Annotated in this window: 17 protein-coding genes and 1 pseudogene; 6 read left to right on the top strand and 12 right to left on the bottom strand. The window is 72.4% G+C overall.

Features of this window, described 5'->3' with window-relative positions:
* Positions 1-5: 5 nt before the first annotated feature.
* From LCH29_RS03670 to LCH29_RS03655, 4 genes are read right to left on the bottom strand one after another with little or no spacing between them, the layout of a single operon-like run.
* Entirely contained in the window at positions 6-2,969 is a 2,964-nt protein-coding gene (locus tag LCH29_RS03670; protein WP_446460212.1) for a glycoside hydrolase family 2 TIM barrel-domain containing protein, read from the bottom strand.
* A complete protein-coding gene (locus LCH29_RS03665) occupies positions 2,969-3,796 on the bottom strand; it encodes a carbohydrate ABC transporter permease (RefSeq protein ID WP_446460289.1) in 828 nt (275 codons plus the stop codon). Before LCH29_RS03665 ends, LCH29_RS03670 begins: the two co-directional genes overlap by 1 nt.
* Before the next feature lie 37 nt (positions 3,797-3,833).
* Positions 3,834-4,805 carry a carbohydrate ABC transporter permease gene (locus tag LCH29_RS03660; protein WP_446460211.1) on the bottom strand — a complete coding sequence of 324 codons (972 nt, stop codon included), beginning with the start codon at positions 4,803-4,805 and terminating at the stop codon, positions 3,834-3,836.
* Positions 4,802-6,085 (bottom strand): ABC transporter substrate-binding protein, encoded by a 1,284-nt coding sequence (locus LCH29_RS03655; protein ID WP_446460288.1) that lies wholly within the window; start codon positions 6,083-6,085, stop codon positions 4,802-4,804. Before LCH29_RS03655 ends, LCH29_RS03660 begins: the two co-directional genes overlap by 4 nt.
* A gap of 127 nt (positions 6,086-6,212) precedes the next feature.
* Here LCH29_RS03655 and LCH29_RS03650 point away from each other — a divergent pair, with 127 nt between their 5' ends.
* The 4 genes from LCH29_RS03650 to LCH29_RS03635 are packed head-to-tail and all read left to right on the top strand — an operon-like array spanning position 6,213 to position 12,695.
* Entirely contained in the window at positions 6,213-6,962 is a 750-nt protein-coding gene (locus LCH29_RS03650) for a DeoR/GlpR family DNA-binding transcription regulator (RefSeq protein ID WP_446460287.1), read from the top strand.
* A complete protein-coding gene (locus LCH29_RS03645; RefSeq protein ID WP_446460210.1) occupies positions 6,959-8,305 on the top strand; it encodes a 6-phospho-beta-glucosidase in 1,347 nt (448 codons plus the stop codon). Before LCH29_RS03650 ends, LCH29_RS03645 begins: the two co-directional genes overlap by 4 nt.
* 11 nt (positions 8,306-8,316) lie before the next feature.
* Complete coding sequence (locus LCH29_RS03640) at positions 8,317-11,421, top strand: alpha-mannosidase (RefSeq protein ID WP_446460209.1); 3,105 nt, start codon at positions 8,317-8,319, stop codon at positions 11,419-11,421.
* A 5-nt stretch (positions 11,422-11,426) separates the two neighbouring features.
* The gene (locus tag LCH29_RS03635) at positions 11,427-12,695 is read left to right on the top strand and encodes an alpha-L-fucosidase (protein WP_446460208.1); all 1,269 of its coding nucleotides are present in this window, start codon (positions 11,427-11,429) and stop codon (positions 12,693-12,695) included.
* Between the two features lie 29 nt (positions 12,696-12,724).
* On the opposite strand, the gene LCH29_RS03630 is transcribed toward LCH29_RS03635, so the two are convergent.
* From LCH29_RS03630 to LCH29_RS03610, 5 genes are all read right to left on the bottom strand, one after another.
* Positions 12,725-13,894 (bottom strand): damage-control phosphatase ARMT1 family protein, encoded by a 1,170-nt coding sequence (locus tag LCH29_RS03630; RefSeq protein ID WP_446460207.1) that lies wholly within the window; start codon positions 13,892-13,894, stop codon positions 12,725-12,727.
* A gap of 40 nt (positions 13,895-13,934) precedes the next feature.
* Complete coding sequence (locus LCH29_RS03625) at positions 13,935-14,780, bottom strand: pentapeptide repeat-containing protein (RefSeq protein ID WP_446460286.1); 846 nt, start codon at positions 14,778-14,780, stop codon at positions 13,935-13,937.
* Positions 14,781-14,867: 87 nt separating this feature from the next.
* Positions 14,868-15,110 carry a hypothetical protein gene (locus LCH29_RS03620; protein ID WP_446460206.1) on the bottom strand — a complete coding sequence of 81 codons (243 nt, stop codon included), beginning with the start codon at positions 15,108-15,110 and terminating at the stop codon, positions 14,868-14,870.
* 41 nt (positions 15,111-15,151) lie between these two features.
* Positions 15,152-16,294, bottom strand: a complete 1,143-nt coding sequence (locus LCH29_RS03615; RefSeq protein ID WP_446460205.1) for an anion permease — start codon at positions 16,292-16,294, stop codon at positions 15,152-15,154.
* A 96-nt stretch (positions 16,295-16,390) separates the two neighbouring features.
* Positions 16,391-16,516 (bottom strand): hypothetical protein, encoded by a 126-nt coding sequence (locus LCH29_RS03610; RefSeq protein WP_446460204.1) that lies wholly within the window; start codon positions 16,514-16,516, stop codon positions 16,391-16,393.
* Between the two features lie 95 nt (positions 16,517-16,611).
* Between LCH29_RS03610 and LCH29_RS03605 the strand changes: the two are divergent.
* Positions 16,612-17,068: pseudogene (locus tag LCH29_RS03605) on the top strand (response regulator transcription factor).
* Between the two features lie 16 nt (positions 17,069-17,084).
* Here LCH29_RS03605 and LCH29_RS03600 read toward each other — a convergent pair.
* A complete protein-coding gene (locus tag LCH29_RS03600; protein WP_446460203.1) occupies positions 17,085-18,278 on the bottom strand; it encodes a flavin-dependent oxidoreductase in 1,194 nt (397 codons plus the stop codon).
* Complete coding sequence (locus LCH29_RS03595) at positions 18,275-18,646, bottom strand: YybH family protein (RefSeq protein ID WP_123105956.1); 372 nt, start codon at positions 18,644-18,646, stop codon at positions 18,275-18,277. Before LCH29_RS03595 ends, LCH29_RS03600 begins: the two co-directional genes overlap by 4 nt.
* A 105-nt stretch (positions 18,647-18,751) precedes the next feature.
* Between LCH29_RS03595 and LCH29_RS03590 the strand changes: the two genes are divergently transcribed.
* Entirely contained in the window at positions 18,752-19,672 is a 921-nt protein-coding gene (locus tag LCH29_RS03590; RefSeq protein ID WP_446460202.1) for a LysR family transcriptional regulator, read from the top strand.
* 9 nt (positions 19,673-19,681) lie between these two features.
* Here LCH29_RS03590 and LCH29_RS03585 read toward each other — a convergent pair whose 3' ends face one another.
* On the bottom strand, positions 19,682-20,347 hold the full coding sequence (locus LCH29_RS03585; RefSeq protein ID WP_446460201.1) for a GNAT family N-acetyltransferase: 666 nt from the start codon (positions 20,345-20,347) through the stop codon (positions 19,682-19,684).
* Positions 20,348-20,762: the final 415 nt, after the last annotated feature.

Genomic DNA, 20,762 nt, shown 5'->3' with positions numbered 1-20,762 from the left:
CCTTTTCACGTCCGGTGGAGGCTCCATGACCAGCGGTACGTCCCCGCCCCCAGCCGGTAGCGGGGCAGGGTGTCCGGACCGCAGGACGCCGTGCCCAGACCGCGGTGCGCGGCGTCGAGGTGCACCACGCACCGCGGTCGGGGCACCAGTTCGTCGTGGTGGGTGGCGGCGGCCAGATCGACCGCACGGTGGCGGGTGACCGACACCTGCCGCGGCGCGTCCAGCCGTACCGTCAGCCCGCCGCCCGCGTCCGCCGACAGCAGCGAGAAGCGGCGCACCCCGTGCCGTCCCCCGCTCTCCTGCGGCCGGAGGTACGGGGTGAACAGCCGGTCCACCCGGACGCTGTGGTGTCCGACCGGCCCGCCGGCGCACCGGTCCGGGTACGTCTCCCAGGGGCCCTGGCCGTACCACTCCATGTGGTCGAGGCCGCACACCGTTTCGAAGACCGTGCCCACGCGCGCGGCGTCGGTCAGCCCCTCGGGAAGGTCCGCCGTCTCCTCCACCAGCAGGCCGCCGTCGGGCAGCGCGGTGAAGACCTGGAGGTGTTCGACGGTGCCCGCGGCGGTCGTATACGCGCTGCGCACCAGGGTCCGGGCGCCGTCGCGGTCGACCGAGCCGGGTTTCCGTTCCAGCCGGTCGAGGCCCAGGGTGTGCCAGTGGTCGGCGGCGCCGCCCAGCAGATCGTTGTCGGTGGGCGCGCGCCACAGGCTGAGCACGGGCGGGGACGTCAGTAGCGGGTGGCGCAACAGGCCGTCCGCATCGAGGGAAACGGCCGGGCCGGACGCGGTCACGGGCTTCGGAGCGGGCCGCTCGCGGAGGCGGATCTGCGGGGTGCACACCTCGGTGCCGCGCGGCGCCCAGGGCTCGTCGCCGCGGGTGGTGACCCGCAGCGTGAGCCATGCCTCGCCGCCGTCCGCGGGCAGCCGGTCCACCAGCTCGGGGGGCGGGGCGAGGCGCGCAGACGCCCCGGGCGGGAGCGCGGCGGGCAGCTCCGCCGGGGCGGTGCGGGTGCCCGCGTCCTCCAGGGACAGCAGCCACTCGGCGCTCAGCCAGGTCAGATCGCGGAAGTGCTGCGCGTTGGTCAGGTGCACCGAGCCGTCCGGCTCGCGCGACAGCCGCAGGGGCGCCGCGAGTTCGCGGTGTTCGTACAGGGCGGGTTTCGGGGTGCGGTCGGGGAAGACCAGCCCGTCCGCGCAGAACGCGCCGTCGTTCGGGGTGTCGCCGAAGTCGCCGCCGTACGCCCAGCGGTAGCCCTCGGCGGCCACCCCGTGGGCGTACGCGCCCTCGCCGCCGCGGCCCGCCGGGCGGCCCGCGGTCAGGCCGGTGGTGCGCTGGAGCAGTCCGTGGTCCCAGAACTCCCAGATGAAGCCGCCCTGGAGGCCCGGGGTGGCCTCGATGGCGGCCCAATGGTCGGCGAGGGTGCCGTTGCTGTTGCCCATGGCGTGCGAGTACTCGCACAGGATGAGCGGTTTGGTCTGCTCGCCGGAGGTGGCGTGCGCGGTGATCTCGTCCAGCGAGGCGTACATCGGGCAGACGATGTCGGAGGCGACATCCGCCCGGGCCCAGCCGGTCTTGGCCGCGCCCTCGTACTGGAGCGGACGGGTCGGGTCGTAGCGGCGCAGCCACCCGGCGGCCGCGTCGTGGTTGGCGCCGTAGTCGCTCTCGTTGCCCAGCGACCAGATGATGACGCTCGGGTGGTTCTTGTCCCGGAGCACCATGCGCGCGACCCGGTCGGTGAAGGCGGCCAGGTACCGCGGATCGTCGGCGATCTCATGGGCGTGGTCATGGCTCTCGATGTCCGCCTCGTCCACCAGGTAGAGGCCGAGTTCATCGGCGAGGTCGAGGAGCGCGGGGTCGTTGGGGTAGTGCGAGGTGCGGACGGCGTTGAAGCCGTGGCGCTTGATGGTCTCCAGGTCGGCGCGCATCTCCGCGGGCGTGACCGTGCGCCCGGTGAGCGGGTGGAAATCGTGCCGGTTGACGCCCCGGATGAACACCCGCTCGCCGTTGACCAGCAGGTCCCGGCCCACGATCGCGACGGTGCGGAACCCCACGCGGTGGCGCGAGGTGTCGGCGGTCGACCCGTCGGGGCGGTGCAGCGTCACGGTGAGCCCGTACAGCTCGGGCGTCTCGGCGGACCAGGTGCGGACCCCGGGCACGGAGGCCCGCAGCCGGGCCTCGCCGAGGAAGTCCGACACCCGCCCCTCCTCGGCGCACCGCGCGGCGTACTCCTCGTCCACGGCCAGCTCCCCGACCCCGTCGAGGTGGGCCGAGACCCGCCATCCGGCGGGCAGGGCGCCGTCCGCCGAGCGCACCTGGACGTCGACCCGCAGCCGCCCGTCCGCCGGGGCGGTGACCCGCACATCGGCCAGGTGCAGCGGATCGGTGGCGTAGACGAGGACCGGCCGGGTGATGCCGCCGTGCCACCACTGGTCCTGGTCCTCGATGTGCGAGGCGTCGGACCACTTCACCACGGTCAGCCGCAGGGTGTCGGCCGCCCCGGGGCGTACCGCGTGGCTGATGTCGAACTCGCTCGCGAGGTGGGAGTCCTTGCCGACGCCCACCGGTCGGCCGCCCACCTCGGCGAGCAGCACGCTCTCCGCGGCGCCCACCTGGAGGACGATACGGCGGCCCGCCCATGCGGCGGGGATGTGGAACTCCCGCTCATGCACTCCGGTGGGGTTGTCGGCGGGCGAGTGCGGCGGGTATTCCGGCCATGGCATCCGCCAGTTGGTGTACCGCGGGATGTCGCCGGTGTCCTGGGTGGTCCAGGGGCCGGGGGCCTCCAGCCGGGTCCAGGTGTCACCAAGCGGAGCTTCGGGGCCGGGCAGCAGCTGGAAGCGCCACGGGCCGTCCAGGGAGAGGCTGCCCGGCCTGCGGTCGACCGCGTGCATCGGCAGCCGGCGCCAGGAGGTCAGCTCGGGGGACTCCCACGGCCGCAGCTCTCCCCACGGGGAGGGGGGTACGGACATCAGCGGATCGCGCCCTTGCCGAGGTCCGCCATGATCTGCCGGGCGCCGATGAAGAACACCACGAGCAGGGGGAGCAGCGCGAGCAGTGCCCCGGCCATCACCATGCCGTAGTCGGTGGTGCCGTGGACGCTGTTGAGCTGGGACAGCGCGACCTGGAGCGTCACATGGTCGGGGTTGATCAGTGCGATCAACGGCCAGGCGTAGTCGTTCCACTGGCCCATGAAGGTGAAGATGCCGAGGAAGGCGAGGCCCGGCCGGACCACGGGCAGCGCCACGTGCCAGTACTGCCGCAGGAAGCCGCAGCCGTCGAGCCGGGAGGAGTCCATCAGCTCGTCGTGGATGGCGCCCTTCATGTACTGGCGCATCCAGAAGATGCCGAAGGCGTTGGCCGCCGCGGGGACGACCAGGGCGGTGAGGGAGCCGATCCAGCCCAGCTTCGCCATGATGACGAACTGCGGGATGGCCTGGAGCTGGGCGGGCACCATGAAGATGCCCATCATCAGGACGAACAGCAGCCTGCGGCCGGGGAATTCGTACTTGGCGAAGACGAAGGCCGCGAGCGAGTCGAAGAAGAGCACCAGGAAGGTCACGGAGACCGCGACGATCAGGGTGTTGGCCATCGAGCCGAAGAAGGCGATGTTCTGGAAGAGATGGCGGACGTTCTCCAGGAAGTGCGAGCCGGGCAGCAGCTTCGGCGGGAAGGAGAAGATCTCGGTCGACGTGCGGGTCGACATGACGATGGTCCAGTAGAAGGGGAAGAGCGAGACCAGCACTCCGGCGATGAGCGAGAGGTGGAGGGTCAGCCCTCGGGCGCGTGTGCCCTTCATGCCCTTCACGCCTTTTATACTCTGCACGACGGTCTCCCTACGCGTTGTCCTTGCGCTGCACCAGGCGCCAGTTGATGATCGAGAAGAGCGCGACGACGAGGAAGATGGCCCAGGCGATCGCGGCGCCGTAGCCGAAGTCGTTGTTGTCGAAGCTCTGCTGGAAGAAGTAGAGGACCATCGTCTGGCCGGAGTTGCCGGGGCCGCCCGCGAAGGTCGAGGTGTTGTTGGTGTTGGAGAGCAGCACCTGGGGTTCGGTGAAGCTCTGGAGACCGGTCACGGTCGAGACGATGAGGGCGAAGAGGATGATCGGCCGCATCATCGGCACGGTGATCCGGAAGAAGGTCTGCACCGGTCCCGCCCCGTCCACGCGGGCGGCCTCGTACAGCTCGCCGGGGATGGTCTGGAGCCCGGCGAGGAAGATCAGCGCGTTGTAGCCGGTCCACTGCCAGGTCATCAGCACGGCGATGGCGATCTTGATGCCCCACGCGGAGTTCAGCCAGGCCACCTGGTCCAGTCCGAGGCCCTGCAACACGGCGTTGGCGAGGCCGAAGTTGGTGGAGAACACCGAGGAGAAGATGATCGCGACGGCGACGACGGAGGTGACGTTCGGCAGGAAGTAGGCGACCCGGTAGAACTGCTTGAAGCGCACCGCCGAGTTGAGCATCACCGCGGTCACCAGGGCGATGAAGAGCATCGGCAGGGTGGCCATGGCCCAGATGATCAGGGTGTTGGTGAGGGAGTGCCAGAACTGGGCGTCGCCGAGCAGATAGCGGTACTGCGAAAGACCGGCGTACTCCATCGCCCCCAGGCCGTCCCAGCGGTGGAACGAGAGATAGAGGGAGTAGCCCACCGGGATGAGGCCGAAGCCGAGGAAGAGCAGGTAGAACGGGGAGATCGCGAGGTAGAGCCGCCAGTGTCCGAGGATGGACTGAGGCTTGTGGCGCACGAGGGCGGCCTTCGTACCGCTCTGGGCGGCGGGCGGGGCACCGAGGCCGGGCACGGCGGTCATATCTGCACCCCCATGTGCTCCGCTATGCGTCGGCACTTGCTCATGGCGTCCTTCCATGCCCGGTCGGGGTTCTTGTCGAGCGCGTTCACCGCGCGCAGCTGGTCGGAGACGACCTGGTCCAGGGTGTAGTCATAGGGGCTGTGGTAAGCGACCGGGATCTCCTTGGCCGCCGGGCCGAAGACGTCGATGGTGACCTGGCCGCCGAAGAACGGGTCCGGCGCGCGCATCGCCTTCTGCCGGTACGAGGCGGGGGTGGACGGGAAGAGGGTGGCGTCCGTGAACCCGCGGGCCTGGTTGGCGGGGTTCACCAGCCAGGTGATGATCTGATAGGCCTGCTCGGGTTCCCGGCAGGACTTGGTGATGGCGAGGAAGGAGCCGCCGTTGTTGGCGGCGCCGCCGGGCATGGCGGCCACCCGCCACGTGCCGCTGGTCTTCGGCACGGTCAGCTTGAGGTCCCCGGCCGCCCAGGAGGCGCCGAGCTGGCTGGGCAGCAGGCCCTTCTCGATCGCCGCGTTGGAGTCCGGCGTACCGGACTGGTACTTCGAGCACAGCCCGCGCCGGTACGCCTCGATCGCGGTGTCCCAGGCGCGGCGCACATGCTCGTGGTCGCCGATGAAGTGCCCCTCCTTGTCGACGTACCGTTCGGTGCTCTGCGCGAGCATGTACTGGTAGACGGTGAGCGCGTCGATGAGGAGATACGCGCCCCGGATCTTCCGCTTCAGCCGTTCGCCCGCCGCGAGGTAGGCGTCCCAGGTGTTCATCTCCTTGGCGACGTCGGCGGGCTCCGTGGGCAGTCCGGCCCGGTCGAACACGGCGGGCCGGTAGTAGTGGGCGACCGGGCCGGTGTCGATGGGGAAGCCGACCATGCGGCCGTCGGGGGTGCAGCCCTCGGCCCACTTCCAGGGCAGGTACTCGCCCTTGAGCTTCTCCGCGCCGAGGGTGCGCAGATCGACGAACTGCCCGGCGTTCGGGAGGTACGAGGCCATGTCCTCGCCCTTGAGGCCGGTGATGTCGGGGACGTAGGACCGTCCGGCCATCGTGGTCAGCAGCTTGGACTTGAAGTAGCCGCCGATCTGGGCCGGCTTCAGCGAGACGTCCGTGAAGCGCGTCTTCGCGTCGGCGACGACCTTGTCGCTGAGCCCGCCGGTCCAGTACCAGAGGGTCATGTCGCGGCCCGTGGAACCGCTCGGTACCGAGCAGCCCGCCGTGGTGCCACCGAGCGTCGCGACCGCCGTGGTGGCCAGCCCCGCGCGCAGCAGCCCTCTCCGGGAGAGGTGCACCGCTCCCACCGCCCTTCACATATGTACAAGGTATGGCACGGAATCGTGCGCTCCTCAATCAGAAAGAGCAATAGTTGAGCAGAAGCAAGCATAGAAATGATTGAGAATGACGAGTACTGTGCACGGCGTGCTGGCTGAGCGACGACATCAGATGATCTTGCGAGCGCTGCGTTCCGGTGGACCGGCCGCTGTGGCGGACCTCTCCGCCCAGCTGAACGTGAGCGCCGCGACGATCCGCCGCGATCTGCTGAAACTGGAGGAGGAGGGGCTGCTCACCCGGGTGCACGGCGGCGCGGTCGTGGAGGGCGGCGATCAGCCCTTCGCCGAGGTCGCCGAGGTGCGGGTGGCGGACAAGGACGCCATAGCGGTCCGGGCCGCCGAGCTGGTCGAGGACGGGCAGACCGTGCTGCTGGACATCGGCACCACCGCCTACCGCCTCGCCCGGCAGCTGCACGGCCGCAGACTGACCGTGATCACCAGCAATCTGGTGGTCTACGAGGAGCTGGCCGACGACAGCGCCATCGAGCTGGTGCTGCTCGGCGGGGTGCTCCGGCGCGAGTACCGCTCGCTGGTCGGCTTCCTCACCGAGGACAACCTGCGCCAGCTGCACGCCGACTGGCTGTTCCTGGGCACCAGCGGCGTCCGCCCCGGCGGTCAGGTCATGGACACCACGGTCGTCGAGGTCCCGGTCAAGCGGGCCATGATCGCGGCCTGTGACCGGGTGGTGCTCCTCGCCGACGCGGCCAAGTTCCCGGGCACCGGGGTGGCCAAGGTGTGCGACCCCGGCGACCTCGACGTCGTGGTGACCAATGCCCCCTCGACCGTGCCGGCCTGCGCCGCGTTCGAGGAGGCCGGAGTGGAAGTGGTGCGGATATGAAACTCACGATCCTCGGCGGCGGCGGATTCCGGGTGCCGCTGGTGTACGGGGCACTGCTCGACGATCACGCGGAGGGCCGCGTCACCGAGGTCACCCTGCACGACCTGGACCCGTCCCGGCTCGCGGCCGTCGCCCGGGTGCTCGGCGAGCAGGCCGACGGCATACCGGACGCCCCCACCGTCACCGTCACCACCGACCTGGACGAGGCGCTGCGCGGCGCCGCCTTCGTCTTCTCCGCGATCCGCGTCGGCGGTCTCGAGGGCCGGGCGGCCGATGAGCGGATCGCCCTGGACGAGGGCGTCCTCGGTCAGGAGACGGTCGGCGCCGGGGGTATCGCGTACGGGCTGCGCACCGTACCCGTCGCCACGGAGATCGCGCGGCGCATCGCCCGGCTCGCGCCCGACGCCTGGGTCATCAACTTCACCAACCCGGCGGGGCTCGTCACCGAGGCCATGTCCCGCCACCTCGGCGACCGGGTCATGGGCATCTGCGACACCCCGGTGGGGCTGGGACGGCGCGTCGCCCGCGTCCTCGGAGCCGATCCGGACCGGGTGTGGATCGACTACGTCGGGCTGAACCACCTCGGCTGGCTGCGGGCCCTGCGGATCGACGGGCGCGACGAGCTGCCGCGGCTGCTGGCCGACGACACCGCCCTCGACGCGTTCGAGGAGGGCAGGCTGTTCGGCGGCGAGTGGCTGCGCGCGCTCGGCGCGATCCCCAACGAATACCTGCACTACTACTACTTCAACCGCGAGGCGGTACGCGCCCACCGGGAGGCCGAGCAGACCCGCGGGGCGTTCCTCCGCGACCAGCAGGCGGTGTTCTACGCGGCGATGCGCGACCCCGCCGCCCCGCCCCTGGCCACCTGGGACCACATCCGCGCCGAGCGCGAGGCCACCTACATGGCCGAGAACCGGGAGGCGGCGGGCGCCGGTGAGCGCGACACCCAGGACCGGGAGTCCGGCGGCTACGAGCAGGTGGCGCTCGCCCTGATGCGCGCCATCGCCCGCGACGAGCGCGCCACGCTGATCCTCAACGTGCGCAACGGCGCCACCCTGGGCGTGCTGGACCCGGACGCGGTCATCGAGGTGCCCTGCCTGGTCGACGCGAACGGGGCCCGCCCCGTGTCCGTCGCTCCCCTCCCCCACCACGCCACCGGGCTGGTGTGTGCCGTCAAGGCCGTCGAACGCGAGGTCATGGCCGCCGCCGAGAGCGGTTCGCGCGCCACCGCGGCCAAGGCGTTCGCACTCCATCCGCTCGTGGACTCGGTGGCCGTCGCCCGCCGTCTCGTCGACGGCTACGCGAGCGGGCACCCCGGCCTCGCGTATCTGAACCGGAAGTAGGAACCCCCGTCATGCACGATGAACGCCGCCGTATCGAGGAGCGCGTCCAGCGCGTCCTGACGCAGCGCATCCAGCCCGCCGTGTACGCCGCGTCGGTGCCCCTGACCATCGAGGCGTGGCAGGTGCCCGACGAGCCGGTGCCGTTCGCCGAGGCCGCCGCCGCCCCGTACGAGCCGTTCGCCATCGGCACGCCCTGGGGGCCGCCGTGGGGCACCACCTGGTTCCGGGTCCGGGGCGAGGTGCCGGCCGCGTGGGCGGGGCGGCGGGTCGAGGCCGTCTTCGATCTGGGCTTCGTCGGCGACTGGCCGGGCAACCAGGCCGAGGCGCTGGTCCACACCCTGGACGGCAGCCCGCTGAAGGCCGTCAATCCGCAGAACCAGTACGTGGCCGTGGCCCATCCGGCCGAGGGCGGCGAACAGATCGCGTACCTCATCGAGGCCGCCTCCAACCCCGACATCCTGGCGAACGACTTCGCCGCCCCGACCCCGCTGGGCGACAAGCGCACCGCGGGCCGCGCCCCGCTGTACACCTTCGCCCGCGCCGACCTCGCGGTGCTGGACGAGGACGTCTGGCACCTCGCCCTGGACCTCGCGGTCCTGCGCGAACTGATGCTGGAGCTGGACGAACACCAGCCGCGCCGCCACGAGATCGCCCACGCCATCGACCGCGCGCTGGGTCGGCTGGACCTGGAGGACGTGTCCGGCACCGCCTCCGCCGTGCGCGACGCGCTGCGCGGTGTCCTGGAACGCCCCGCGCACGCCTCCGCCCACACCGTGTCGGCCGTCGGCCACGCCCACATCGACTCGGCGTGGCTGTGGCCGATCCGCGAGACCAAGCGCAAGACCTCGCGCACCTTCTCCAATGTCACGGCGCTGGCCGCCGAGTACCCCGAGTTCATCTTCGCCTGCTCCCAGGCGCAGCAGTACGCCTGGGTGAAGGAGGGATATCCGCGGGTCTGGGAGCGGATCCAGGAGGCGGTACGGGCCGGGCAGTGGGCGCCGGTCGGCGGCATGTGGGTCGAGGCGGACGGCAACCTGCCCGGTGGCGAGGCCATGGCCCGCCAGCTCGTGCACGGCAAGCGCTTCTTCCTGGACGAGTTCGGCATCGAGACCAAGGGCGTGTGGCTGCCGGACTCCTTCGGCTACAACGCGTGCTTCCCGCAGCTGGCGCGGCTCGCCGGAAACGAGTGGTTCCTGACCCAGAAGCTCTCCTGGAACCAGACCAACAAGCTCCCCCACCACACCTTCTGGTGGGAGGGGCTCGACGGCTCCCGGATCTTCACCCACTTCCCGCCGGTGGACACCTACAACGCCGAGTTCTCCGGCCAGGAGATGGCGCACGCGGTCCGCAACTACGCCGACAAGGGGCGCGGTACGCGCTCGCTGGCGCCGTTCGGGCACGGCGACGGGGGCGGCGGACCCACCCGCGAGATGCTGGAGCGGGCGCGTCGGCTGGCCGATCTGGAGGGCTCGGCGAAGGTCGTCATCGAGCACCCGGACGACTTCTTCGCGGCCGCGCGCGCCGAGTATCCGGACGCTCCCGTGTGGTCCGGCGAGCTGTATCTGGAGCTGCACCGCGCCACGTACACCTCCCAGGCACGCACCAAGCAGGGCAACCGGCGCAGCGAACACCTGCTGCGCGAGGCGGAGCTGTGGGCGACGGCGGCCGCGCTGCGGGCGCCCGGTTACGCGTATCCGTACGAGCGGCTCGACCGGCTGTGGAAGACGGTGCTGCTGCACCAGTTCCACGACATCCTGCCGGGCTCGTCCATCGCCTGGGTGCACCGGGAGGCGGAGGCGGAGTACGCGAGGGTGGCGGCGGAGCTGACGGAGATCACCTCCTCGGCGTTCGACGCACTGAGCGGGGGAGATGGTCCCGCCCGCCCGCATGTGTACAACACCAGCCCGCGCCCCCGCGCCGAGGTCATCGCCGTGCCCGCGGGCACCGCCGACGGGCAGCCGCTCTCCGACGGCCGGGTCGCCGTCCCCACCGAGGTCCCCGAGTCCGGCAGCGCTCCGCTGGCCACGGGCTCGGTCCCGGGGCCCGTCGTCGTCGGCGACCGGGTGCTCGACAACGGCCTCGTCCGCCTCGAACTGGCCGAGGACGGCACGCTGGCCTCCCTGCGCGATCTCACCGCCGACCGCGAGGTCTTCGCCCCGGACGCCCCCGGGAACCTGCTCCGGCTGCACACCGACCTCCCCAACTGCTGGGACGCCTGGGACGTCGACAAGCACTACCAGCAGCGCTACACCGACCTCCTCGACGCCGAGTCGGTCACCGTCGCGGAGAAGGGCCCGCTGCTCGGCGCGCTGCGCGTCGAGCGGGCCTTCGGCAAGGGCTCGCGGATCGTCCAGACCCTCACGGTCCGGGCGGGCAGCCGCCGTATCGACATCGAGACCGACATCGACTGGCACGAGTCCGAGAAGCTCCTCAAGGCGGCCTTCCCCTTCGACATCCACGCCGACCGCTCCACCGCCGAGATCCAGTTCGGCCACGTCCACCGCCCGACCCACACCAACACCAGCTGGGAGGCGGCCCGGTTCGAGGTGTACGGCCACCGGTGGGTGCACGTGGGCGAGCCCGGCTACGGGGTCGCGGTCCTGGGCGACGCGACGTACGGGCACGACGTGTCCCGCACCACCCGCGAGGACGGCGGCACGACGACCACGGTGCGGCTCAGCCTGGTGCGCGCCCCGCGCATCCCCGACCCCGAGGCGGACCAGGGCAGGCACCGCTTCACGTACGCGCTGCTCCCCGGCGCCACCGTGCAGGACGCGATCGCCGAGGGCTACGCGCTCAACCTCCCCCTGCGGGTGGCGGACGCCCGCACCGCCCCCGCCCCGCTGATCACCACGGACGGCCCGGCCGCCGCGATCGAGGCGGTCAAACCGGCCGACGACCGCTCCGGCGATGTCGTGGTGCGGCTCTACGAATCGCTCGGCGGCCGCACCCGCACCACCCTCCGCCCGGGGTTCGCGCACACCGGTGCCACGGTCGTGGACCTCCTGGAGCGGCCGCTCGCCGACGCCCAGCCGGTCACCGTGCACGAGGACGGCGGCGTCACCGTGTCCTTGCGCCCCTTCGAGATCCTCACCCTCCGGTTCACCAGGAACTGAGCGACGTGGCCATGCAACCCTGGTTCCCCGACGCCAAGTTCGGGATCTTCATCCACTGGGGCATCTACGCCGTCGACGGTGTGCAGGAGTCGTGGTCGTTCTTCGAGGGCGACGTCCCGCACGACCAGTACATGGCGCAGCTCGACCGGTTCACCGCCTCGGCGTACGACCCCGCCGCGTGGGCACGGCTGTTCGCCCGCGCCGGGGCCCGCTACGCGGTGCTCACCAGCCGCCACCACGACGGCGTCGCCCTGTGGGACACCGCCGAGGGCGAGCTGAACGTCGTCCGGCACACCCCGGCGGGCCGCGACCTGGTCGCCCCGTACGTGGCCGCGCTGCGCGCGGAGGGGCTGAAGGTCGGGCTGTACTACGCGCACAACGACTGGAACCACCCCGACTACGCCACCACCCGCTACACGGGCAGGCCACCGGAGCAGGAGAACAATCCGTACGCCGAGGTCCCCGAGGAAGAGGCGGACCTGGACGCCTGGGCCCGCTACCTCGCCTACCGCGACGCCCAGGTGCACGAGCTGACCACCCGCTTCCGCCCCGATCTGCTCTGGTTCGACGGCGAGTGGGAGCGCACCGAGGAGCAGTGGCGGATCCGCGAGCTGGCCGCGCGGATCCGCGCGGAGGTGCCGGACTGTGTGCTGAACGCGCGCATGCTCAGCGAGGGCGACTACGCGACGCCGGAGCAGGGCGTGCCGATCGAGCCGCCCACCGGGCCCTGGGAGCTGTGCCTGACGTTCAACGACTCCTGGGGTTTCCGGCATCATGACCAGAACTACAAGTCGACCGGGCAGCTGATCCGCTACTTCACCGAGACCATCGGCGCCGGTGGCAATCTGCTGCTGTCGGTGGGCCCGAAGGAGGACGGCACGATCCCGGCCGAGCAGATCGAGCGGCTGGAGGGCATGGGCGACTGGATCGCCCGCCACGCGGAGGCCGTGTACGGCACGGTGGCGGGCCTGCCCGCCGGGCACCACTACGGCCCCAGCACGCTCGCGGCGGACCGCCGCACCCTCTATCTGACGGTCTTCGACATCCCGCGCGGCCCCATCGGCGTACGGGGCCTGCGCACCCCGGTCCGCGGGGTCCGGGTGCTGGGCACCGGCACCCCGCTGGAGCACCGGGTCATCGGTGGTCTCCACGAGGTGCCGGGGGTGCTGTGGATCGACCCGCCGGGGGCCGCCGATCTGGACGGCCACGCGACCGTCCTCGCCGTCGAACTCGACGGCGAGCTGGAGCTGTACCGGGGCTCCGGGCGCAGCTGAGGGCCCCCGGAGAAGTCAGCGGGGGATCGTCAGCGCCGCACCTGGATCAGCGCATGGGTGCCACTGGTGCGCCAGTGGCGCTCCTCCGCGTCCAGCGCGGCCTCGGTGTCCGCGTCGAGGCCGGTGATGACGTCCGACTTCAGGGTGCGCAGCGCGGCCACCGGCCCGGGGAAGTACGCGGTGCGGTCGGCGAAGGGCGTGGTCGGGGACCACAGCCGGTCACCGACGAGGCGGCGGTAGTTCAGGTCGCCCTTCAGCACGGTGAGCGTGGCGTCCGCGAACTCCCGCCGCAGATCGTCCGGCATCTCGGCGTACGGCAGCGGCGCGCAGAAGAAGTCGTGCGCCCGGACGGTGAGCCGCCCCTCCCCCATCGCCGCCCACAGCCGCGTCCCGGCCTCGCCCGCGGCGCCCTCGGCGCGCGCCAGGTGGCGCAGACAGTCGACGACGTCGGAGGTGGTGGCGTCGGACACGTAGTACGGATACGGCTTCACCTGGAGGACGACCCGCTCGGCGCGCCGGTGGCGGAGCAGATGGTCGATGAGGACGAGGTCGGGGAGGAGTTCACGACCCGCGTTGTCGGCGACCAGGCACAGCGTGGCCGGTGCCCCGGCGGGCAGCAGCCGCCACAGGACGTCCGAGTCGTCGGCCACCAGCGGTGCCGCGTCCGACGACGCGGCACCGCCGGAGGAGATGCGGAAGCCGAGGTCCGCGCGGTTGCCCCAGAGCGAGCCGTGCAGCAGCGCGTCCGCGGCCTCGTCGGCGGGCCGGTCCAGGAGGTGGTCGAGAGCGGTCAGTTCCCGGGCGGTCTCGGGGGTGTCCAACTCGGCCTGTTTGAAGGGCCGGAACGGGTCGATGCCCTGCCAGGGGCCGGGGGCGAAGTAGCCGACGGCGCCCAGGAGGCGGCGGTAGAAGTAGCTCTCGATCCAGAGGAAGGGCACCTCGAACCACGAGCGGCCGAAGTACTCCCGCCCCCAGCTCCGCCATCGGTCGTGGTCGTGCGCGCCAGGGTCGAGCGGGGTGACGACGCCCTCGGCGTGGTCGTGGCGCAGGGCGTCGAGCGCGCGGTGCTGTTCGGGGTCGTACGGGAAGGCGTCCCGTACCTTCTCGATGAGCGCCGGATGCCGCTCGGCCAGCACACTCCGGGCGAACGATCCGGGCTCATCGCAGAGGATCACGGGCGCGTCGGCGGGTTCGGACATGGCAGCCAGCGTTTCACACCGCGCCCGGCGACGTGCAGGTTCACCAGTGCGCGGGGCGGGCGAGGGCGGACGGGAGCCGGGTGGCGGCGTCACCCCGGGCGGCGTTCAGCTGGGCCTGGGTGAGGAAGAGGGCACCGGTCAGATCGGCCCCGCCGAGGGAGACGTCGCGGAGGTCGGCCCCGATCAGATCGGCGCCGCTCAGGTCGGCGCCGGTGAGGTCGGCCGCGATGAGCAGGGCCCCGCGGAGGCTGGCGCCGCGCAGATCGGCGCCCCGGAGGCGGGCCCCGATGAGATCGGCTCCCCGGTGGTTCTTCTTCTTGCCCCGGCCCCTGGGCCGGACCCCGGCCCGCGCCAGTTCGCTCGTACGCAGCAGCAGCGCGTTGACGCCGTCCCGGTGGGCGGCCACGTCCAGCGCGAGGAGTTCGTCGGCGCTGCCCCGGGTCAGCCGCTCGGTGGTACGCAGCGCCTCGCGCAGCTCGTCGTGGACGGGGCGGGCCGCGGGGAGCGCGAGGGCCTCGGTGAGGTACCAGAGGAGTTCATGGAGCTGCCGCATCACGGGGAACACGGCGAACATGCTCGACGCGGTCCCTGGGTGCGCCCGCCAGTCGCGGCCCTCGAAGGTGCCTTGGGAGACCTTCTGCCCGGCGCCGAAGCAGTCGAAGACGGTGCAGCCAGCGAAGCCCTTGTCGCGCAGCCGGGAGTGGATGCCGCAGCGGAAGTCGGCCTCCAGGTTGTGACAGGGCCGCCCGGCGGGCTTGTCGACGGCGAAGTCGGCCGAGGCCGCGAAGGGCAGGGCGACGCAGCACAGCCCGAAACAGCTGCCGCAGTCGGACCGCAGATCGGGTCGGGCCGCATCGGATATGGGGGCCTCGGCTCCGGCTGACATCGTGGTGTTCTCCCGGGGGACGCGCACCGCCCTGGTCACGGCGGTGCTCCTGCGAAGTCCCATGGTCCCAGGGCGGCGGGGGGACCGTCATCCCGGGATGATCAGGTCGATGCCGTATCCGGCGACCGCCAGGCAGGCGGCGAAGCACACCGCCGCGACGGCCACGGCCCACTTCTCCCGGCCCCGCCCCGGCAGGGCACGTCCCCGGTGCGGCTCGCCCGCGGCACGGGCCCAGGCGGCGATGCCGAGCGAGAACATCACGACCACCACGACGGTGATCCCCAGGCTGACTCCGAAGACCCCTCCGAGGGTGCCCCACTCGATGTCCATCGCGTCCGCCTCCTCCGCCCGCGGTCTTCTGGGTCCGGGGGTCACGCCGCCGGGCGCACGGGGCGCTCCGGGCGTTCGGCGGCGGGCAGCTCGTTGACGTTGCCCGGGTTCACCGGGCGGCGCCGGGACAGCGCGTAGAAGCCCGCGGCCGCCACCACGGCGATGCTCGCCACCAGGGCCACGCCCGCGTCGCCCCGGTCGGCGACCCAGGCCGCGACGCCTCCCACGGCCGCCGCCGCGGGCAGGGTGAGCAGCCAGGACACCGCGATGCGCCCGGCGATCCCCCAGCGCACCTGGGCCAGCTTGCGGCCGAGCCCGGCGCCCAGGATGCTGCCCGTGCAGACCTGGGTGGTGGACAGCGCGAAGCCTATGTGGGACGAGGCCAGGATGACCGCGGTGGCGCTGGTCTCGGCCGCGAACCCCTGCGGGGTCTGGATGTCGGTCAGCCCGCGGCCCATGGTCCGGATGATCCGCCACCCCCCGGCGTACGTCCCCAGGGAGATCGCCAGACCCGCGCTCAGCACCACCCACCACGGCGGCCCGGTGCCATGGCCGAGCACCCCGGCGGAGATGAGGGACAGGGTGATGACGCCCATCGTCTTCTGCGCGTCATTGGTGCCGTGGGCCAGCGCCACCAGGGAGGCCGAGCCGACCTGGCCCGCGCGGAACCCCTTGCGGACCGCCCCGCCCGCCACGCGGCGGGTGATCACGTACGCCAGATACGTGGCCAACGTGGCCACCACGCAGGCCACCAGCGGGGAGGCGACCGCCGGAATCACGATCTTCTCGAAGATCTCGGCGAACCGCACAGCGGATCCCCCGGCCCCCACCCACACCGCCCCGATCAGCCCACCGAAGAGGGCGTGCGACGAGCTGGAGGGCAGTCCGACGAGCCAGGTGATGAGATTCCACAGGATCGCCCCGACCAGCCCCGCGAAGATCATCGCCAGGGAGACCCGGCCGTCGTCCACGATGCCGTTGGAGATCGTCTTGGCCACTTCGGTGGACAGGAACGCCCCGGCCAGGTTCAGCACTCCGGCGACGGTGACGGCGACCCGCGGGGACAGCGCCCCGGTGGCGATGGAGGTGGCCATGGAGTTGGCCGTGTCATGGAAGCCGTTGGTGAAGTCGAAGGCCAGCGCCGTGATGATCACTACGACGAGCAGGAAGGATACGGACCCCATCCGGACCTCCCGCGGTCCGCGCGTCGCCGCACCGAACCGTCCGCAGAATTCGCTACCGACCCGGAATTCGCTGCCTTTCCCACGCTAAGGGCGAGTTCACCCGCCCGCCAGCGCACGTCCGCGCAAGCCCGCCCGGGCCGGGAGCACCGCCGCCGCCACCCCGAGCAGCAGACATCCGCCGGCCGCGGCCGCCACCCACGGCCAGGCCACCTCCAGCGCCACCGGGACGGCAGCATGCTGCTGTCCAGCCCACCCGGCGGGCCCACCCTCCTGAGAGGGGAGATCCCGTGCCGTCCGTGCGACAGCCCCTCCGTATCGTGATCGCCGAGGACGCCGTCCTGCTGCGCGAGGGCCTGGTCCATCTGCTGGGCCGTTTCGGCCACCGGGTCCCGGCTGCCGTCGGCGACGGCCCGGGACTGCTGGCGGCCGCCCGGGAGCACCGGCCGGACCTGGTCATCGCCGATGTGCGGATGCCGCCCGGCTTCACGGACGAGGGTCTGCGGGCGGCCCGCCGGCTCCAGGCCGGGCAGCCGGACGCGCCACCTCCTCGCCCGCCGCCGCGATCCGCTGGCCCGGCCGACCCCGCGGGAGCGCGAGGTGCTGGCGCTGACGGCGGAGGGCCGTTCCGACGCGGCGGCCGCCCGCCGTCTCGTCGTCACCGAGGCGGCCGTGGCCAAGCACATCGCGGGCATCCTGCTGAAGCTCGACCTGCCGCCCGACGCCCCCGACGACCACCGGCGGGTCCTGGCCGTGCTCGCCTATCTGCGCGCCTGAGGCGGGACCGCCGTGTTCAGCGGCGGGTCAGGGACGGGCGGGTGTTCAGCGTCTCCACCTCGCTTCCGGTGGCGCGCCGATAGGTGTCGGTGATCCGGGCCAGCTCCCGCGGGCCGCGCCCGCCGTCCCGGTGCATGGCCCGGTTCGCCCGGACGACGGCCGCCGTCGCGGCGCGGCGCGCGGCCTCGTAGCGGGCCGGTCCGCTCCGCAGCCCGTCCGGCGCGGACAGCTCGTACGCCAGGACCCGGGCGTCGACGACGGCCTGGGACGCGCCGTTGGCACCCACCGGGTACATCGGGTGCGCGGCGTCACCGAGCAGGGTGACGCGGCCCCTCCCCCACGACGGCAGCGGGTCCCGGTCGACCATCGGGTACTCCAGGATCTCCCCGCTGCCGGCCAGCAGGGCCGGCACATCGAGCCAGCCGAGCGCCCAGTCCCGGTAGTACGGCAGCACATCGGCCACCCGCCCGGCGCGGTTCCAGCCCGCGTCCCCGGTGAGCGGGCCCGGCTCCGCCACCCGCACCAGGCACACCCAGTTGATGCGGTCGCGGCCGATCGGGTACGCGATCAGCTCGGCGTCCCCGTCGCTCACGATGGCCATCGAGCGGCCGGTGAGGAACGGCGCGGCCCTGGCCGTACCGCGCCACATCCGGATGCCCGACCACAGCAACGGCCCGTCGTCCGGGTGGAGTTCGGCGCGTACCGCCGAGTGCAGCCCGTCGGCGCCGATGAGCGCCTCGGCGTCCTGATGCTCGACCGTGCCGGTGGCGCGGTCGAGCCCCCGCACCCGGACGCCGTCCGCGTCCTCGGGGTCGTGCGCGAAGCCCGTCACACGGGCTCCGGTGCGGACGGCGCCGGGGCCCAGCCGTTCCCGGACCGCCGCGAGGAGCAGCAGTTGCAGCTCCCCGCGGTGGATCGAGTACTGCGGCCAGCGGTAGCCCTGCGCCATGCCGCGCGGTTCGCTGAAGATCCGGCGGCCGTGGCGGTCGGCGTAGACGTTCTCGGCGGTGGCCACGCCGAGGTCGGCGAGGCCGTCGCCGAGGCCGAGTTCGGTCAGCTCGCGTACGGCGTGGGGCAGCAGGTTGATGCCCACGCCGAGCGGACGGATCTCCCGGGCGCTCTCGACGACGGTGGCCTCGATGCCCGCGGCGTGCAGGCTGAGCGCGGCGGTCAGCCCGCCGATGCCCGCACCGGCGATGACGACGCTCATGATGCGGGGCGGACCTCGGGGCGGTCGATGACGCGCAGCCAGGTGCCGTCCGGCTCCCGGCGGACCACCTGTACCCGGCCGCCGGTGTTGTCGGAGGACGGGGTCGAGGTGAGGGCGAGGTCGCCGTAGCGGACGGTGGGAAGCGGTTCCTCCTGCCGGAAGGGCTCCGTCGTGTGGTCCAGCAGGGCCTGGCACACGGCGCGGATGGCCTCCCGGCCGACGGTCGCGGATCCCGGCGGGTACGCGAGCACCGCGTCGGGTGCGTACAGCTCGGCCATGCCCTCGGCGTCGCCCGCGTTGGCGCGCTCGACGAACAGCCGGGTCAGGTCCTCGGGGGTGGTGGCGCGTTCGCGCGTGGTCCCGGTCATGTCGGCCCCTCCTGTGTCCTGCTCTTCCGTGTCCTGCCTTCACTCTCCTGCCGTCGGGATCAGAAGTCCAAGAGATGGTGAGTCTGATAGCTAGAATGAATGCTTATGGAACTGCGACAACTCGCCTACTTCGTGGCGGTGGCCGAGGAGCGGAATTTCACCCGGGCCGCGGAGCGGGAGCACGTGGCCCAGCCCGGGGTGAGCGCCCAGGTCCGGCGGCTGGAGCGGGAGTTGGGCCAGGAGCTGCTGGACCGCTCGGGCCGCTCGGTGCGGCTGACCGAGGCGGGTGAGGCCGTCCTGCCGTACGCACGGGCGGCGCTCGCCGCGGCGGAGGGCGCGCGGCAGGCCGTGGACGAGCTGACGGGGCTGCTCCGGGGGAAGGTGGCCGTGGGGACGGTGACCTCGCACACCGCCGATCTGCCGGACCTGCTGGCGGAGTTCCACGACGCCCATCCGGCGGTGGAGATCACCTTGTCCGAGGCCACCTCGGACCAGCTCCTGGAGGGGTTGCGGACGGGGCAGCTCGACGCCGCGATCGTCAGCGTCGGCCGGGAGACGCCGCCCGGGATCGAGATGCAGGTGCTCACCGACCAGCCGATCGTCGCGGCGGTCGGTCACGACCACGAGCTGGCCGCCCACTCCTCCGTCTCGCTGGACACCCTGCGCGGGCGGGCCCTGATCAGCCTGCCGCCCGGTACGGGGCTGCGCACCCGGCTCGACGAGGCGTGCGCGGCCGCCGGGTTCGCGCCGCACATCGCCTTCGAGGCGAGCGATCCGGAGGTGCTGGCCCAGCTCGCCGAACGGGGACTGGGCGCGGCGATCCTGCCCGGTTCGTTCGCCGAGGCGCGGGCGGACCGGCTGCGGACGATCCGGATCACCCGGCCCGCGATGCGCGGGCGGCTGGTGTTCGCCTGGCGCGCCGGCGGCCCCAGCGGACCGGCCGGCCGCGCCCTGGTCGCGCGCGCCTGCCCCGCCCTGCTCGAGCGCACCCGCAGCGCGCTGGGCGACCCGGCCACGTCCTCATAGGCCCGCCGGTCACACCACGGGGGCGGCGTCCGGCCGGTGGAGGATGCCGGTCAGCGGGGACGCGGTGCGCCAGCCGAGCGCGGTGTACAGCGCCCGGCCGTCGGTCGAGGCGCCGAGCACCGCGGTGGACGCGCCCGCCTCGGCGGCCGCGTTCGCCAACGTCCGCATGACCAGACCGCCCAGACCCTTGCGGCGCTGGTCGGCCGCGGTCTCGACCTGGTCCACGACGGCGGTGTCGGCGCCCGGCGGGATCGCGATCTGCCCGCGGGCGGCGAAGACCCCCCGGCCGTCGACGACGAGCGCGCGGACGAGACCGCCCCGGGCCCAGGTGCGCAGCCGGAAGCCGTCGGGCACCGGCGCGGGGGCCGGCTTCAGCGGGACCGTCATCAGGAACCCGGGGTCGTCCAGGATCCACCCCGGGAGCAGCCAGGGCCGCACGGTCTCCGGCGGCAGCAGCACCTTGAGCTGGGTGCCCGGCGCCGGGAACGCCGCCATCAGCTTGACGGTCAACGCCTCGTCGGCCTCGGGCAGTACATGCCGGGTGACGTGCTTGGGCAGCGCGACGTCGCAGCGGAACCCCCACTCCTCCTCGACCGGCGGCGATGCCTGACGGGAGAGGATCCAGCCGTCGACCCACGCACGCACCAGCTCCCGGTCCACCTTTTCCGCGTCCACGGATCCCCCCACTGCGTAATAGGCTCAAGGACACGACACACCTTACCCATTCCCTGCCGTCTCTGGACGTGAGACGGCATTGACAGAGGGAACGGCGGATCCCAGAATTGACGCCATGATCAGGAACCGGTTCGACACGACGGGACACCTTCGCGCCCCGGATCGGACCGGCTGTGGGCGCTCGGGCCTCTAGTCGCCCTTCCCCGGCCCTCGCGACAGCCGTCCCGTGCCGCCCGGCCCCTGACCGGCCCGCCTCCTGACGCTCCGAATCGACGCTTCGCACTGACGCTTCGGACGCCTCCGGACGCCGCTGACCACACCGAGCGCACGTCCGCGATGATCCGCACCGCATCCCGCCGGGTCTCTCCTGCGCGGCGCGAGGGCATCTCTGCCATCCGTTCCAGCGGCTCGTCCG

This window comes from Streptomyces sp. BRA346, from assembly GCF_052851135.1.
The sequence above is the reverse complement of the archived record's forward strand: the minus strand, read 5'-3'. Positions and strand labels throughout refer to the sequence as shown.

What these genes read in the sequence shown, in the direction of transcription:
- LCH29_RS03670 (WP_446460212.1), bottom strand. Translation starts at nt 2,969, where the DNA reads ATGTCCGTACCCCCCTCCCCGTGGGGAGAGCTGCGGCCGTGGGAGTCC.
- LCH29_RS03665 (WP_446460289.1), bottom strand. Translation starts at nt 3,796, where the DNA reads ATGAAGGGCACACGCGCCCGAGGGCTGACCCTCCACCTCTCGCTCATC.
- LCH29_RS03660 (WP_446460211.1), bottom strand. Translation starts at nt 4,805, where the DNA reads ATGACCGCCGTGCCCGGCCTCGGTGCCCCGCCCGCCGCCCAGAGCGGT.
- LCH29_RS03645 (WP_446460210.1), top strand. Translation starts at nt 6,959, where the DNA reads ATGAAACTCACGATCCTCGGCGGCGGCGGATTCCGGGTGCCGCTGGTG.
- LCH29_RS03640 (WP_446460209.1), top strand. Translation starts at nt 8,317, where the DNA reads ATGCACGATGAACGCCGCCGTATCGAGGAGCGCGTCCAGCGCGTCCTG.
- LCH29_RS03630 (WP_446460207.1), bottom strand. Translation starts at nt 13,894, where the DNA reads ATGTCCGAACCCGCCGACGCGCCCGTGATCCTCTGCGATGAGCCCGGA.
- LCH29_RS03625 (WP_446460286.1), bottom strand. Translation starts at nt 14,780, where the DNA reads ATGTCAGCCGGAGCCGAGGCCCCCATATCCGATGCGGCCCGACCCGAT.
- LCH29_RS03620 (WP_446460206.1), bottom strand. Translation starts at nt 15,110, where the DNA reads ATGGACATCGAGTGGGGCACCCTCGGAGGGGTCTTCGGAGTCAGCCTG.
- LCH29_RS03615 (WP_446460205.1), bottom strand. Translation starts at nt 16,294, where the DNA reads ATGGGGTCCGTATCCTTCCTGCTCGTCGTAGTGATCATCACGGCGCTG.
- LCH29_RS03600 (WP_446460203.1), bottom strand. Translation starts at nt 18,278, where the DNA reads ATGAGCGTCGTCATCGCCGGTGCGGGCATCGGCGGGCTGACCGCCGCG.
- LCH29_RS03595 (WP_123105956.1), bottom strand. Translation starts at nt 18,646, where the DNA reads ATGACCGGGACCACGCGCGAACGCGCCACCACCCCCGAGGACCTGACC.
- LCH29_RS03590 (WP_446460202.1), top strand. Translation starts at nt 18,752, where the DNA reads ATGGAACTGCGACAACTCGCCTACTTCGTGGCGGTGGCCGAGGAGCGG.